At 40.5% G+C, this 13,879-nt stretch carries 15 protein-coding genes; 14 read left to right on the top strand and 1 reads right to left on the bottom strand.

Annotation, left to right across the window (positions count from 1 at the left end):
• Positions 1–13: 13 nt before the first annotated feature.
• Entirely contained in the window at positions 14–355 is a 342-nt protein-coding gene (locus I588_RS07770; protein WP_010755596.1) for a P-II family nitrogen regulator, read from the top strand.
• 58 nt (positions 356–413) lie between these two features.
• Here the strand turns inward: I588_RS07770 and I588_RS07765 are convergent, their stop codons facing one another.
• Positions 414–962, bottom strand: coding sequence for an SHOCT domain-containing protein (locus tag I588_RS07765; protein WP_010755597.1), 549 nt, complete (start codon positions 960–962; stop codon positions 414–416).
• Between the two features lie 135 nt (positions 963–1,097).
• On the opposite strand from I588_RS07765, the gene I588_RS27260 reads away from it, so the two are divergent.
• The 13 genes from I588_RS27260 to I588_RS07710 all read left to right on the top strand — a co-directional run bounded on the left by I588_RS27260 (position 1,098) and on the right by I588_RS07710 (position 13,709).
• The gene (locus tag I588_RS27260; RefSeq protein WP_010755598.1) at positions 1,098–1,262 is read left to right on the top strand and encodes a hypothetical protein; all 165 of its coding nucleotides are present in this window, start codon (positions 1,098–1,100) and stop codon (positions 1,260–1,262) included.
• Between the two features lie 127 nt (positions 1,263–1,389).
• Positions 1,390–2,511: a baeRF6 domain-containing protein gene (locus tag I588_RS07760; RefSeq protein ID WP_010755599.1), complete on the top strand. Its 1,122-nt coding sequence runs from the start codon at positions 1,390–1,392 to the stop codon at positions 2,509–2,511.
• Positions 2,512–2,683: 172 nt separating this feature from the next.
• Positions 2,684–2,884, top strand: coding sequence for a cold-shock protein (locus I588_RS07755; protein ID WP_010755600.1), 201 nt, complete (start codon positions 2,684–2,686; stop codon positions 2,882–2,884).
• A gap of 139 nt (positions 2,885–3,023) precedes the next feature.
• Positions 3,024–5,777 (top strand): helicase C-terminal domain-containing protein, encoded by a 2,754-nt coding sequence (locus I588_RS07750; RefSeq protein ID WP_010755601.1) that lies wholly within the window; start codon positions 3,024–3,026, stop codon positions 5,775–5,777.
• Positions 5,778–5,830: 53 nt separating this feature from the next.
• Entirely contained in the window at positions 5,831–6,319 is a 489-nt protein-coding gene (locus I588_RS07745) for a cell wall elongation regulator TseB-like domain-containing protein (RefSeq protein WP_010755602.1), read from the top strand.
• 27 nt (positions 6,320–6,346) lie between these two features.
• Positions 6,347–7,534 carry a pyridoxal phosphate-dependent aminotransferase gene (locus I588_RS07740; RefSeq protein WP_010755603.1) on the top strand — a complete coding sequence of 396 codons (1,188 nt, stop codon included), beginning with the start codon at positions 6,347–6,349 and terminating at the stop codon, positions 7,532–7,534.
• A gap of 38 nt (positions 7,535–7,572) precedes the next feature.
• Positions 7,573–8,871, top strand: coding sequence for an asparagine--tRNA ligase (asnS, locus tag I588_RS07735; protein WP_010755604.1), 1,299 nt, complete (start codon positions 7,573–7,575; stop codon positions 8,869–8,871).
• 458 nt (positions 8,872–9,329) lie between these two features.
• A complete protein-coding gene (locus I588_RS07730; protein WP_139244014.1) occupies positions 9,330–10,142 on the top strand; it encodes a prohibitin family protein in 813 nt (270 codons plus the stop codon).
• 2 nt (positions 10,143–10,144) lie between these two features.
• Positions 10,145–10,291: a hypothetical protein gene (locus tag I588_RS27255; protein ID WP_010755606.1), complete on the top strand. Its 147-nt coding sequence runs from the start codon at positions 10,145–10,147 to the stop codon at positions 10,289–10,291.
• Positions 10,292–10,334: 43 nt separating this feature from the next.
• Positions 10,335–10,586 carry a zinc ribbon domain-containing protein gene (locus I588_RS07725; protein ID WP_010755607.1) on the top strand — a complete coding sequence of 84 codons (252 nt, stop codon included), beginning with the start codon at positions 10,335–10,337 and terminating at the stop codon, positions 10,584–10,586.
• A gap of 349 nt (positions 10,587–10,935) precedes the next feature.
• Entirely contained in the window at positions 10,936–11,931 is a 996-nt protein-coding gene (locus tag I588_RS07720; RefSeq protein WP_010755608.1) for a LytTR family transcriptional regulator DNA-binding domain-containing protein, read from the top strand.
• Positions 11,932–12,108: 177 nt separating this feature from the next.
• A complete protein-coding gene (locus I588_RS07715; protein WP_010755609.1) occupies positions 12,109–12,963 on the top strand; it encodes an ABC transporter ATP-binding protein in 855 nt (284 codons plus the stop codon).
• Positions 12,960–13,709 (top strand): hypothetical protein, encoded by a 750-nt coding sequence (locus I588_RS07710; RefSeq protein WP_010755610.1) that lies wholly within the window; start codon positions 12,960–12,962, stop codon positions 13,707–13,709. Before I588_RS07715 ends, I588_RS07710 begins: the two co-directional genes overlap by 4 nt.
• Positions 13,710–13,879: the final 170 nt, after the last annotated feature.

The raw sequence follows: 13,879 nt of genomic DNA, 5'->3' as shown, positions 1-13,879 counted from the left end.
TGGAGGGAATAGTATGAAAAAAGTAGAAGCGATTATTCGTCAAGAAAAATTAGAAGAGTTAAAAGCAGCTGTTGATCGAGAAGTGGAGATCAGCGGTATGACCGTTACCCAAGTACTAGGCTGTGGCGCACAGAAAGGACAAAAGTCCCATGTACGCGGTCAAGAGATAATTACTACCTTATTACCTAAAGTAAATGTCAGCTTTGTCTTAGATGATGAAGCAGTAGATAGTGTGATCGATTTGATTATCGATCTTTGCCACTCTGAGGATTACGGTAACGGCAAGATCTTCGTTTATCCAATTGAAGAAGTTATTCGTATCCGCACCAGAGAATCTGGTAAAGCAGCGATTTAATAGGAAAAGACAACTGGCTCCAGACGGTCACACGACCGTTTGAGCCAGTTGCTTTTTTTTATTGTAAAATATCTTTTTTGACTTGTTCAAATTCTTCATCAGAAAGAATGCCAGCATCCAGCAGCTCCTTCATTTTCAACAGCTGCTCAGCTTTGCTTAAGGATTCTTGCGGTTTTTCCTTCTTCGGCAACGCAGTGTCTTCCTGAGCATTCTGCTTAAGACTCTGAACAATATCCTCTGCTTCAAGGGAGGTCAACATGATACTCACCGGATTATCAGAAGTAAAAATTGTTAAGGTAGCTGTAGTAGAATCCATCTTCAGCTGAATATCTTGCAAATTATTTATGGGAATGCTTTTCAAATCTTCGCCAATTAAGCGCTTTTGACCCATCATAAAGCGGCGATTGGTCAAAGCGTAGCCATAAAAACCATCATCCTTGGTGGGTGATTTGCGATTATGTACGCCAATAAAACAAACGACTACTTCTTCATCTTGGCCTAAATGGTTTGCGATAACGTTAAAGAGCTTTAAAGTAAAATTGCGGTCAGATCCGGAAAAATAGCCCTTATCTCTGCAATAATTATACATTTCTTCTGCTGTTTTCATGCATATCCTCCTTGGGGTGTAGCTTCCTATTCTCATTGTAGCAAAACACCCGAGGCGGAACAATCACAAAAAAACCACCATAGCCGTCACTATGGTGGAAATGAAGGTTGTTATTTACTCTTGGTAGGAGTAAGTATGAAAAAACCAATTCGGGATAATTGGTATATTTATATCATAAAGGAAACGCTTCAAAAAATCATGAAACTTGCTTATCGAAATGCTAAGAAATCTATTAGAAATATCTTAGACGATTTCCATCATCTTATAGTAAAAAAGGCTTTTACCGGAATAAGCGAGTAAGTTTGCAGATAAATGCTATCCATACTTTTCTTCTTTTGATAAAAAATCCTTCGCTTCATATTATTTCAAGTAAAGATAGAGCTGTGTTAAACTGAAGTTGTAAGATTTTATTAGGAGGGGTTCATTTATGGCAAACATCAGTAAAAAATTACTCGCTGAACTGACTTCAGAGGAAGCACACGGTCCGTTCATAACATTCATGTTAAACACGCACGTAGCACACCAAGAAGTCGAAAAGGATCAACTTCTTTTCAAGAACTTTGCAAAAGAAGCGAAGCAGCGTTTTGAAAAACGTTACGCCGATCAAAGCTTTGCACCATTCCAAGAAAAAATCGAACGACTACTAGCTGATCAGTCTTTCTGGCGCAGCGGAAGCAAAAGTGTTGCAATCATTATGACTGCCGAAGACTTGTATATTCATCGGCTTAGTATAGAAGTAGACAATCAATATTATGTAAGTGATCTGCCATATTTATTGGCAATTATCAAAAATACTCAATTCAACTATCCTTACTATTTAATGGCGTTGAATCGTGATTCAATGAAGCTTTACTCCGTTAAAAATAAGTCTGTGAAGGAAGTTGACCTGCCTGAAGGAGCACCAGTGGATGTTGTAACAGCTTTAGGTGACGAATTAACTGGCGGGAATCTGAACTACTCTGCACAGGGCAGCGGTCAGGGCTCTAAAGAAGGTGTAGCTTATCACGGTGTAAATGCAAAAGACGAAGAAGTGGAAATCGACTGGATCAACTACTATCAAGCAGTGGACAGCTTCCTGCAAAATGAGTTTGACAACCCAGAAAATTTACCAATCTATCTTTATGCTTTGCCAGAAAATCAAACCCAATTTAAAAAGGTAGCGAAAAACAAATTCTATTCCGATAAAGCGGCCGTATCAGCATCTCCGGCTCAAGCAGCCTTAAGCGATATTGAAAAAGGTGCGGACAAGATTGCTGAAGAATTAGCAGCGGAGGAAACCGATAGCTACCAAACCATGATGAATAAGAAATTTATCGATCAATTGGTAGATATTGTGCAAGCTGCCAAGGAAGGCAGAGTCTCTCATTTGTTTATCGCAACCTCCAATTTGACACCAGGTTTTGGCGATGATCCAGATACCGAATACGATCGCCGTCAGGTACTAAACGAAACAGCCGACCATGTAATCAAGAATGGCGGACAGGTTTTCGTCCTGGACCAAAAGGATGCGCCAGATGAGAAAAGCTTATTAGCAATCCTGCGCTTTTAAAAAAATAAGCGTTTTTTAGGAGTTCATGGTAGAGTTTTCAAACAATTTGTGTTATAGTAATGAATGTAGTTTTTTGTACGGTAATATATGGCAAGCTTGTTTCCAACAACATCTTCCTTATTCACCAATCAAGCAATTACAAAACAATTTTTATCCTAGGAGGATGTTTAACATGGAACAAGGTACAGTAAAATGGTTTAACGCAGAAAAAGGTTACGGATTTATCACAGCTGAAAACGGAAACGACGTATTCGTACATTTCTCAGCTATCCAAGGTGACGGATTCAAAACATTAGAAGAAGGCCAAGCGGTTACTTTTGATGTAGAAGACGGACAACGTGGACCTCAAGCTACTAACGTTGAAAAAGCTTAATTAAAACCAACATTTATGCCGAGTGCTTACTAGCACTCGGTTTTTTTTGTCTAGAATTTTCAAGGCTCTTTTTTTCTTCAATTGGAAAGTTGTTAAAAGCATCGAAATTCAGCTATAATGCTAGAGGAGGAGGGGCAGTATGACTAAAACTTATGCAGTGGTTGATATTGAAACTACTGGAACAGATCCAAAGACGGATCGAATTATTCAATTTGGCTGTGTACTAGTAGAAGATGGACAAATTGTCAGCCGATTTGCCACCGATATTAACCCGGATCAGAAGATCTCCAAACAGATCCAGCATCTAACCGGACTTACCAACCAGCGTGTTCGTAAAGCCCCTTATTTTGAAGATGTGGCCTTAACTATTTATAATCTATTAGCTGACACCACCTTTGTCGCACACAATATATTTTTTGATTATCCTTTTTTAAGCAATGAGTTGGCTCGCTGCGGGATGCCTGAGCTGCGTATTCCCGGGATTGACACCGTAGAGCTTTCACAGGTCTTTTTTCCGACAACGTTGAGCTTTCGCTTAAGTGACTTGGCTCATGAGTTTCAATTAGCCCATGATAACCCTCACCAAGCAGACAGTGATGCCGAAGTTACAGCGCAATTATTGTTAAAAATTGAGAAAACGATCAAGAGTTTGCCATTGGTGACGGTGGAAGAAATTATTCGTCTGTCGGATCATATGGCTTTTCAAACGCAAGAATACTTAATTGAGCTGGCGGAGGAGATGAAGAATGATCCAACGCCGCTGTCACCAAAGCTAGAAGTTGTTCACGGCTTAGCACTAAAGAAGAAAACAGTTCCTTTATATGAAGAAACCTATTATGAGAAAAAAGCGTATCCCCGCTCGAAGAAAGCCAAGGAAGGGCTGTATCAAGGCCAGCTAGTTTTTCGAAAAGAACAAGCTCGGCTAATGAATTTGGTGTTTGATTTTTTCAATAAGAAAACGGCGAAGAATGTTTTAGTGGAGGCAGCTACTGGTTTGGGAAAGACCATGGGCTATTTGCTGCCAATGAGTTATCTGGCAACACCAGAGAAGCCGTTGATTGTCAGTACCGTTTCATTGTTGCTGCAGGAGCAGATGCTGGAGCATGATATACCAGCTTTAAATCAACTATTGCATCAGCCGTTGCAGGCGGTAGTGATGAAAAGCAGCAGCCATTACATCGATTTGGCTCGTTTTTATCAAACCCTGCAGAAGGAAACGGAACAAAAGCAGTATGCCTTTTATCAAATGGCTGTGCTGGTATGGCTAACGCAAACTGAATCTGGTGATTTTGATGAATTGAATATGACTAGCCTGCAGCATACCTTTTGGCAAGAGGTAGGTCATCAAGGAATGGATACGTTGGTCGCTCACAGTCCTTTTTATCAAGTCGACTTTTTACGCCATCGTCAGGCTAAGCTGAAGCAAAGCAATATCATTATTACCAATCATGCTTTCTTAGCTCAGGAAGATCAGCGGAAAACCTTTCAGCTGCCAGCTAGTCCGTATTTAATCATTGATGAAGCTCATCATTTGAATCGCGTACTAGAACGGGTCAGCACTCGGCAACTGAGTGTGACCGGAATTCAGCGAGAAATCAATCGCTTAAAGGATGTCGGTGCCTTTCAACAATGGCAGGAGTTAGCTGCCGGAGATCAGGCTGTGTCTCATGGCATTGAGCTGCTGGAAGACATAGGTGAAGAATTAATCGAAGACTTGACCGATTTATATGCTGAGCTGGGACAGCTGGTAACGAAGGATTCAACGATTATTACGAAAGAACAGATGGATACTTTATCAGTAACCGGTGAACAGCTGGTTCAACGAATAGAACGTTTGTACGAGGATGCTCTAAGCCTAGCCAGCCAAAGTCAAAGCTATTTTATGACGCATAAAGAAAGCTTTGCACTTGTACAGCAAACACGCTGGAATACGTTTATCGACTGGTTCGAGAGTTTGCAGCAGCAGCAGGAGGCCTTTGAAGCCTTTTGCGAACAATGGGCTGCTCGTTACGTACACTGGCTGGATGACCGTGGGCAAACCTTGCATTTTCAAGATTTGACTGCTTCATTGCTGCCAGAAGCAAAGTGGTATGACCGCTATGAACAGATTCTTTATATTGGTGGAACCTTGAAATCCGGCAGTGATCGTCAGTATTTTCCGAAACGCTGGGGCATTCCGGATGCTTCGCTCAAGGTGATCCCAAGTCCTTATGATTATGCCAGCCAAGCGCGTCTTTTTCTGCCAGATGAGGGGATTGCGATTCAAGAATCTTCATCAGAGCGTTATGCTCAATACCTGGCTGAAGTCATTCGTGATCTAGCCGAAGCGGAGAAAAAGCCGATTTTAGTCTTGTTTACTTCTCATGAAATTTTGAATCGGGTCTATCACCACTTGAAGGTGCCTCTGTTGAATGAGGGTCGGGAAGTGCTAGCCCAAGGAATCGGCGGCAGTCGGGAAAAACTGCTGAAACGCTTTTTGCTTTCAGAGGATGCCCTGCTGTTTGGTGCTGACAGCTTCTGGGAGGGTGTGGATCTGCCAGGTGAGGTCTTGCAAATTATGGTAGTGACTAGACTGCCCTTTGAAAATCCACGACGACCGCTGGTGAAAATCCGTAATGAGTATTTAGAGGAACAGGGTGTGAATCCCTTTTTCCAAGAAGCAGTTCCGCATACCGCTCTGAGATTGCGCCAAGCGTTGGGACGGCTGATTCGTTCTGAAACGGACAAAGGAGTGATGATTCTCTTGGATCGTCGCTTTATAACTGCCGGCTATGGTCAACGACTGCGTAAGGCTTTGCCAAAAGAGCTGCCGATCGAAGAAGCCAGCCTGCCGGAAATTATTGAAAAGACCCACAATTTTTTAAATTCTAAGAAAACTGCTGAGAATGAGTGAGGAACGTGAATTCTTTTGGTATAATGGGGCTTATCTGAAAGGAGTCATGCTTTTTGGATACATGGAGATCAAAAGTAAATAAATGGATCATCGGCTTAGTTGCTGTTCTGCTGATTATCATTGTGTCGGGAACGATTCTTTTCATCCGTTCCAACCGTCCGATGCAGCAAGCGAAAAATGAAGCAGTTGAATTGGCTAAGCAACATGCCAACCTGGAAACAGTAGAGCATTTCTATTGGTTCAATCGCGATCAAACATACTTTACAGTCACTGGCGAGAACCAGTCGGGCAAAGAGATTGTTGTGATTATTCCTAAATCCGGCCAAAACATCCAGGTGTTGGATGCTGCCGATGGTTTGACGGAAGAGGCTGTAACAAAGCAAATGCAAGCAGCCCATCCTGAGGTCACTATTGAAAAAGCTAATTTAGGCAAATTCAAGGATCAGCCGGTCTGGGAAATTACCGGTAAGGATGACGAAGGAAATATCAGTTATTACCTGTTTTCTTTTGAAGACGGTGAAGAAATACAAAACGTTAGTTAAAAAAACTTGGTAGGGGAGTTATGGGCGATGAAATTATCAAAACGTATACAAAACCTGGAACCATCAGTAACACTAGCAGCAACCGCAAAAGTAAGAGAACTAAAAGCACAAGGGCACAATGTGATTGGTTTAACAGTCGGCGAGCCTGACTTCACAACACCAGATAACATTGAAGAAGCTGCGATTGCAGCCATTAAAAGTGGCAAGGTCAGCTTCTATACAGCTGCCGGCGGTACACCTGAATTAAAGGATGCCATTATTCAAGTTACTAAACGCGATTACGGCTTGGATCTTAAACCAAACCAAGTGATTGTGACCAGCGGAGCTAAATTTGCTTTGTACGCGTTGTTCCAAACAATTTTGGATAAGGGCGATGAAGTAATTATTCCAGTTCCTTATTGGGTTAGCTACGGCGAACAAGTCAAGCTGGCTGAAGGTGTCCCTGTGTTAGTGGAAACTAAGCAGGAAAATGATTATAAAATCACTGTAGAACAGCTGAATGAGGCATTAACTGACAAAACTCAAGCTATCTTGCTGAATTCTCCTTCTAATCCAACAGGGATGATCTACACAGAGGATGAATTACGAGTAATTGGTGAATGGGCCGTAGAAAAAGATATCTTGATCATTTCCGATGATATCTACGCACGATTGGTTTATAATGGCAAGCATGCGCCATATATGGCGTCATTATCTGACGAGATTGCAAAACAAACCATCATTATCAATGGTGTTTCGAAAACCTTCGCAATGACTGGTTGGCGAATTGGCTATGCGATTGGAAATGCAGAGATCATCAAAGGCATGTCTGATATCGTTTCTCAATCAACCAGTAATCCAACAGCCGTTAGCCAGGCTGCTGCTGTTGAAGCGTTATTAGGAGATCAATCAACCGTTCGGAAAATGCGGATTGCTTTTGAAGAACGCTTGAATATTATCTATCCGAAAGTTGCTGGATTGCCAGGCTTTGAGCTGAAGAAACCACAAGGAGCGTTCTATTTGTTCCCTAACATTAAGGGTGCTATGGAAATGGGCGGCTACGACAATGTAACTACCTGGGTAAATGATCTTTTAGAGCAGGAGCACGTTGCTTTAGTTACTGGTGAAGGCTTCGGCGCACCAGAGAACGTTCGGATGAGCTACTCCAGCAGCATGGAGGATCTAGAAGAAGCAGTAGTTCGCATCCGACGATTCATCGAAAATAGTCAAAAGTAAAAAAAGACGGTTCGGGATAAAAGATAGGAGAGACATTTGTGAAACAGATTCAAATTATTGATGCCAAAAACCATGTTGGCGAGACCGTAAAAATTGGTGCTTGGGTAGCTAACAAGCGCTCCAGCGGGAAAATTTCTTTCTTGCAGCTTCGTGATGGAACAGCTTATTTTCAGGCTGTTGTGGTAAAAAATGAAGTTGGCGAAGAAATCTTTCAGCTTGCCAAAGACTTAACACAAGAAACCTCGATTTGGGTAACAGGAGAAATTCGTGAAGATACTCGTTCCAAATTCGGTTATGAGTTAGGTGTCAAATCAATTGAAGTCGTTGGCGAAAGTCATGATTATCCAATCACACCGAAAGAACACGGCGTTGATTTCTTAATGGATCACCGCCACTTATGGTTACGTTCATCGCATCAGCACGCGATTATGCTGATCCGTAACGAAATCATTCGTGCAACCTATGAATTTTTCAACAACAATGGTTTTGTAAAAATTGATCCGCCAATCTTAACCGGCTCAGCACCAGAAGGCACAACAGATCTATTTGAAACCAACTATTTTGATCAAAAAGCTTACTTGTCACAAAGCGGACAGCTTTATATGGAAGCAGCTGCAATGGCCTTAGGAAAAGTTTTCTCATTTGGACCAACCTTCCGGGCAGAAAAATCGAAAACTCGTCGTCACTTAATCGAGTTCTGGATGATTGAACCAGAAATGGCCTTCATGCATCAGGAAGAAAGTCTGGAAGTTCAAGAGCAATATGTGGCTTATCTGGTACAAAGTGTTTTAGATAACTGTGAATACTCACTAGATGTCTTAGGCCGCGACAAAGAAGTCTTGAAACGCTACACACAATTACCTTATCCACGGATTTCTTATGATGATGCGGTAGAACTATTGAAGGAAAACGGCTTTGACGATATTGAGTGGGGCGATGATTTTGGTTCTCCTCATGAAACCTTTATCGCTAATTCCTTTGACCGTCCAGTCTTCATCCTGAACTATCCAAAAGCAATTAAGCCGTTCTACATGAAGCCACATCCAACACGAGAAGATTTGGTTATTTGTGCAGATATGATTGCGCCAGAAGGCTACGGTGAGATCATTGGCGGCTCTGAACGGGCAACCGATTATGAATACTTGTTAGAACAAATTCGTGAAGCTGGTTTAGATGAAGAAGAATACTCATGGTATTTAGATTTGCGTAAATACGGCAGTGTTCCCCATTCCGGCTTTGGTCTAGGCTTAGAACGTACGATTACTTTCCTTGCAGGAATCGAGCACGTTCGTGAAGCAAGTCCATTCCCACGTTTGTTGAACCGAATTTATCCATAAGCAAGCAATGGCTAGGCAAATTTGCCTAGTCTTTTTTTGCTTACTTTAGTTCTTATGTTTCGAATTTTCAATCCTACTTTATCGAAGATGGTTAGCAACATTTACTTAGGAGTAATCAGCCAATTTGCTGATCAGGCAATTTCTAGCAGCGGTTATCAATGGAACAGTAAAGATATTCTTGTCTAATGGTTAGCTTTGAACTGTTCCACTCTACCTATAAATAGAATAGATAGAGAATAAAGACGAATATAAGAGATGTTATAAAAGTATTGATCATGAATTTTTTATTCACTGTTTTCTTTTTCACAAAATAGTATTTTTCTTTAAAGGAAACTATGGTATTCTCAAATTACGTCATCGTAAGCTGTTGCGATGGCGGATTTTTCTATGGTGGGGAATAAAAAAGAAATAAAGGGGATTCTTAAATGAAACAAGCTAAAAAACCAAAAATGACTGAAATGAAAAATTCAAAAGGCTTTAAAGGATTCATCATCTTCTTAATTGTTGTCGTAGTAGGCGTTATCGCAGCTTTCAAATTCTTCGAGAGAATTGATAACGGATACGTAGGCGTTCGTTACTCAATGAACGGCGGAATCAAAGATCAAGCCCTTACGCAGGGGGTAAAGTTTGTTGGGATTGATAAGGTCATCCAATATCCGATTCGCTTGCAGACAATTCAGGCTGAAAATGTCTCAGTGTCAACAAGTGACGGCAAGAAAACGTCTATTAATATCAAATATGACTATAAGGTTGACTCAACTAAAGCTGCAAAAATGTACAAGGAATTCGGGAATATTACCAGTACCGATATTGAAAACGGCTGGCTAAAATCGAAGCTGCAAAAGGTATCTCGAGAAGTCTATGCAAAATACAGCTTATTGGATATCCTTTCAGGAGAGTCTTCCAAGGTGGAAGCTGAGGTATTAACCAATTTTGCTAAGTCAGTAGAAGGAAAAGGCTTTGAAGTAGAAGATGTAACTTTAGGTGTTCCTGACGTTGATCCGGAAACGCAAAAATCCATTGATGCGATTATTCGTGCCGGTCAAGAAAACGAAAAAGCCAAGCTAGATGCTGAAACAGCTAAAACGCAAGCGGACAGTGAAGCGTATAAAATCACTAAAGCTGCCGAAGCAGAAGCAGCAGCCAATCAAAAAATTGCTGAATCAGTGACAGACGAACTGATTCGCTATGAAGAAGCTCAGGCGAGAAAGAAACACGGGTGGGTTACAGTTAACGGAACAGATACAGTTGTAACGCAGCAAGGTGAGTAATCATGAGCTTTTTTATCAGTAAAATTCTCATTGCTTTGATGTTAGCTGGTGGGGCAGCCTATCTGGTTTACTTCTTGTTCATTAAAAAGGATGCAAAGGAAGACAAAACAGAGAAGACAGACGATCAAGACAAATGGGAAGATTTTTAACAAAATGAGGGATCTAAGGAGTTAATCTGAAAGAGAGGGTTTTATGTTTGTAATTTGGGGAAGTAAAGGATTTGCGGAAAGTCTAGGGAAGACGCATTTGGAGTGTGAGTGTCCTAATTGTAAAAACTGGGTAACAATGGAAGGACTTAAAATCGGCAGTAAATTTACCTTATTTTTTATTCCGATATTTACAGCTTCAGCGGAATATTTTATCGCTTGTCCAATTTGTTATTGGAAAGAAGAGGTTAGTATTCCCAAATTGGAAAACTACTTAATAGAAGGAAAAGTAAAATAGCGTTGAAATGGGGGACATAAATCCAACCCCATAAAAATAGGCAGCAGGGAAAATCATTGATCTTCTCTGCTGCCTATTTGTTTAGGCTGGAAATGCGCATTTGTTCGAGAGATAAACAAGGTGAAATGGGAAATGCCATAATTGCAATCAGCGAAAAGAAGCTCTTGAAAAATAGAAACCAAAATTACTTTTGCGACTTTGACTACATTTTTAGGTGAAGTTTGGAGTATCTCCCAGCCTTTTTACACCTGAACCATTCATGATTTAACAGAATAATTGGTTCTTTCCACTTATTTGGCGAAAAAATCAGGTATAATGGGAAAAACAAATTATTGGAAGTGAAGATAGATTGACCCTAGTTACTCTTGAAAACGTGATGAAGCAAAAAAATAATCAGTTCATCCTGAAAAATATTAGCTTAATCCTTAATGAAAATGATCAAATTGGCATTAAAATGACTCATGAAGAAAGCCAGTTATTGTTCAAATTAATCATGGGGAAGATTGCCCCCTCCAGTGGTACCATTGAATGCCAGACAACAGGCTTGCTTTCAGAGATGAAGGATGATGGACTTTATGAGCATTTGACTGTCAGCAGCTATCTAAAATTCTTCAAAAAAATCGCCAATTATCCTGCCAGCTTGGATTCTCAGCTGGAAGCTTTTTCGTTGTTGGATGTTTGGCAAACGAAGATTAAACAGCTGAATCCGGATCAGAGAAAACGAGTCAGCTTATTTCGACTCTTTTTATTTCAACCGCAAGTGCTGTTAATTGAGAGTCCCCTAACGAATTTGACTGATGAAGGCATTGAATTGTATCTGAGAGCATTAGAGTATATTCGCCAACAGAAAATAGCGATTCTTTTTACTGCTTACTATATTGAAGAGCTGTTCTTGGTTAGTAAAGACATTTACCGCTATCAACGGAATACGGGCCTGGAAAAAACCGATCTACTTTCAGAAGACTCAGCACTACCATCAGAGAATGAAAGCCAACAGTTACAGCCAAAGAATGTTTTTAAAGTAGCTTGCAAATTAGCTGACAAAACGATTTTCTTCAGTCCCAACGAAATTGACTATATTGAAAGCATCAATAGTGTCAGCAATATTCGAATTGGGGAAGAATACTTTCCTTCAGTTTTAACGATGACTGAATTAGAAGAAAAGCTGGCTCACTTTGGATTCTTCCGTTGTCATCGTTCTTATTTAGTTAATCTGCAGCGGATTTCTGAATTGATCAGCTATTCCAAAAATAGTTATACGCTTATTTTGAAAGGCACATCTGCTAATAAGCTTCCGCTATCCCGAACTCGTTTAGAGGAAATGAAGCAATTGATTGAAGGATAAAGGTACAATTCAGGTTGAAATAGACTGTTTTCAGCTTTGATTTCGTACATTTGGGCGAAATAGAGTACTGTTCGCCCCTTTTTTTACGTCTTTTTTTGCCCACTTCGCTAAGATAGGTATCAGAGAAGTCGAAAACAACGATTACTCAATTGACGCTAGTGAAGGGGTAGAATCAACATGGAAAATTCAGCAGTGATTCAAGTGAATCATTTAGCAAAACAATTTAAAAAGGAAACAGCTTTAAAAGACATCAGCTTCTCTGTCCAGTCAGGTGAAATTTTTGGTTTTTTGGGACCGTCGGGAGCCGGAAAAACTACTACTATTAAAATTTTGACTGGACAGCTTACACAGAGTGCAGGTAATGCCTCAGTCTTAGGAAAGCCCGTTGAACAAATTAATGAAACAATTTACGAGCAGATAGGTATTATTACCGACAACAGCGGATTATATGAAAAAATGAGTGTCTATCAAAATCTCGCTTTTTTTGCTCGATTGTTAGAAATTGACAAAAAACGTATTGAATTACTTCTGAGAAAGGTTGGTTTATGGGAGCATCAGAAAAAGCTGGCCGGTAAACTTTCAAAAGGGATGAAGCAGCGTTTAGTGTTGGCCCGAGCGATTTTACATGAGCCCAAGGTGCTTTTCCTAGATGAGCCAACCAGCGGACTAGACCCCAGCACCTCAGAAGCAGTTCATCAATTGCTGCTGGAGTTAAAACAAAAGGGAACCGCTATTTTTCTAACCACTCATAATATGGAGGAAGCTGCTAAATTATGTGATCAGGTAGCGTTACTCAATGATGGGTTAATTGTGGAAAGCGGCAGTCCCAAAGAGTTATGCTTGAAATTCAATCGCAACAAATTTTATCAGGTCACCTTAAAAAACGGGCAGGAATTAACCTTGGCTCATTCGACTGAAACAAGAGTTAAAATTGACCAATGGCTAGCAGAAGATAGCTTGGCGGCGATCCATTCCTGCGAACCGACATTAGAAAAGGTCTTTTTAGAAGTAACTGGGAGGGAATTAGTGTGAAATTATCTATTAGAAAAATCGATGCTATTTTTGTGATGAAGCTGCAGTCAATCGTACGCAATATGAGTATTATGGTGGCTCCTTTTATGGCGATTGGCTTTGTTGTAGTAATGAAGTCAATAATGCCAGAAGTGGATGCTACAGAAGGTGGGATGCATTTCTCTAAAGATTCATTTTTATTAAGCTTTGGACTTATGTTTAATATCATTATGGGTGGTATTATGATGAGCAGCCATCCGCTAGCTGAGGAAAAAGAGAAAAACACCTTGCGCGTCTTGATGACCTCTTCAGTGAATGGAGCAGAGTTTTTCATCGGCAGTATGCTGCCATCATTGATGATTATGATCATCGTTAATCTCTTGTTAATTCCTGTTAGTGGCGCCTCCTTTGGAAGTATTCAGTTGGGTACTTATTTAACCATAACTACGGTGGGGAGTTTAATTAGCATTCTGATTGGTTACATTATCGGCATTTATGCTAAAGGCCAGATGCAATCAAGTCTAATTGGCATGCCAATTTTGCTATCGCTTACGCTAGCTCCCATGTTTCGTATTTTCAATCCTACTTTATCGAAGGTAGTTAGCTACGCCTATTCAGGTGTCATTAGTCAATTTGCTGATCAGGCATTTTCTGGCAGCGGTTATCAATGGAACAGTAAGGATATTATGGTTTTAATGGCTTGGCTGGCAGTTAGCTTTGGACTGTTCATCTATGCTTATAAAAAGAATGGATTGGATGGAGAATAAAGACGAAAAATAAGTGAGCTACAACAATAGGTATCATAAACTCTTTGTATGCTTTTTTAAGTAAGCTATAGTATTCCCCAATTACGTCATCGTAAGCTCTTGCGATGACGATTTTTTATAGTGGGGAAGAGGTTCAAGATAAGCGAAGGATTACTAGAAATTGGAAAGCT

This window comes from Enterococcus pallens ATCC BAA-351 (assembly GCF_000407485.1).
In the GTDB taxonomy this organism is placed as follows: domain Bacteria; phylum Bacillota; class Bacilli; order Lactobacillales; family Enterococcaceae; genus Enterococcus_A; species Enterococcus_A pallens.
The sequence above is the reverse complement of the archived record's forward strand: the minus strand, read 5'-3'. Positions and strand labels throughout refer to the sequence as shown.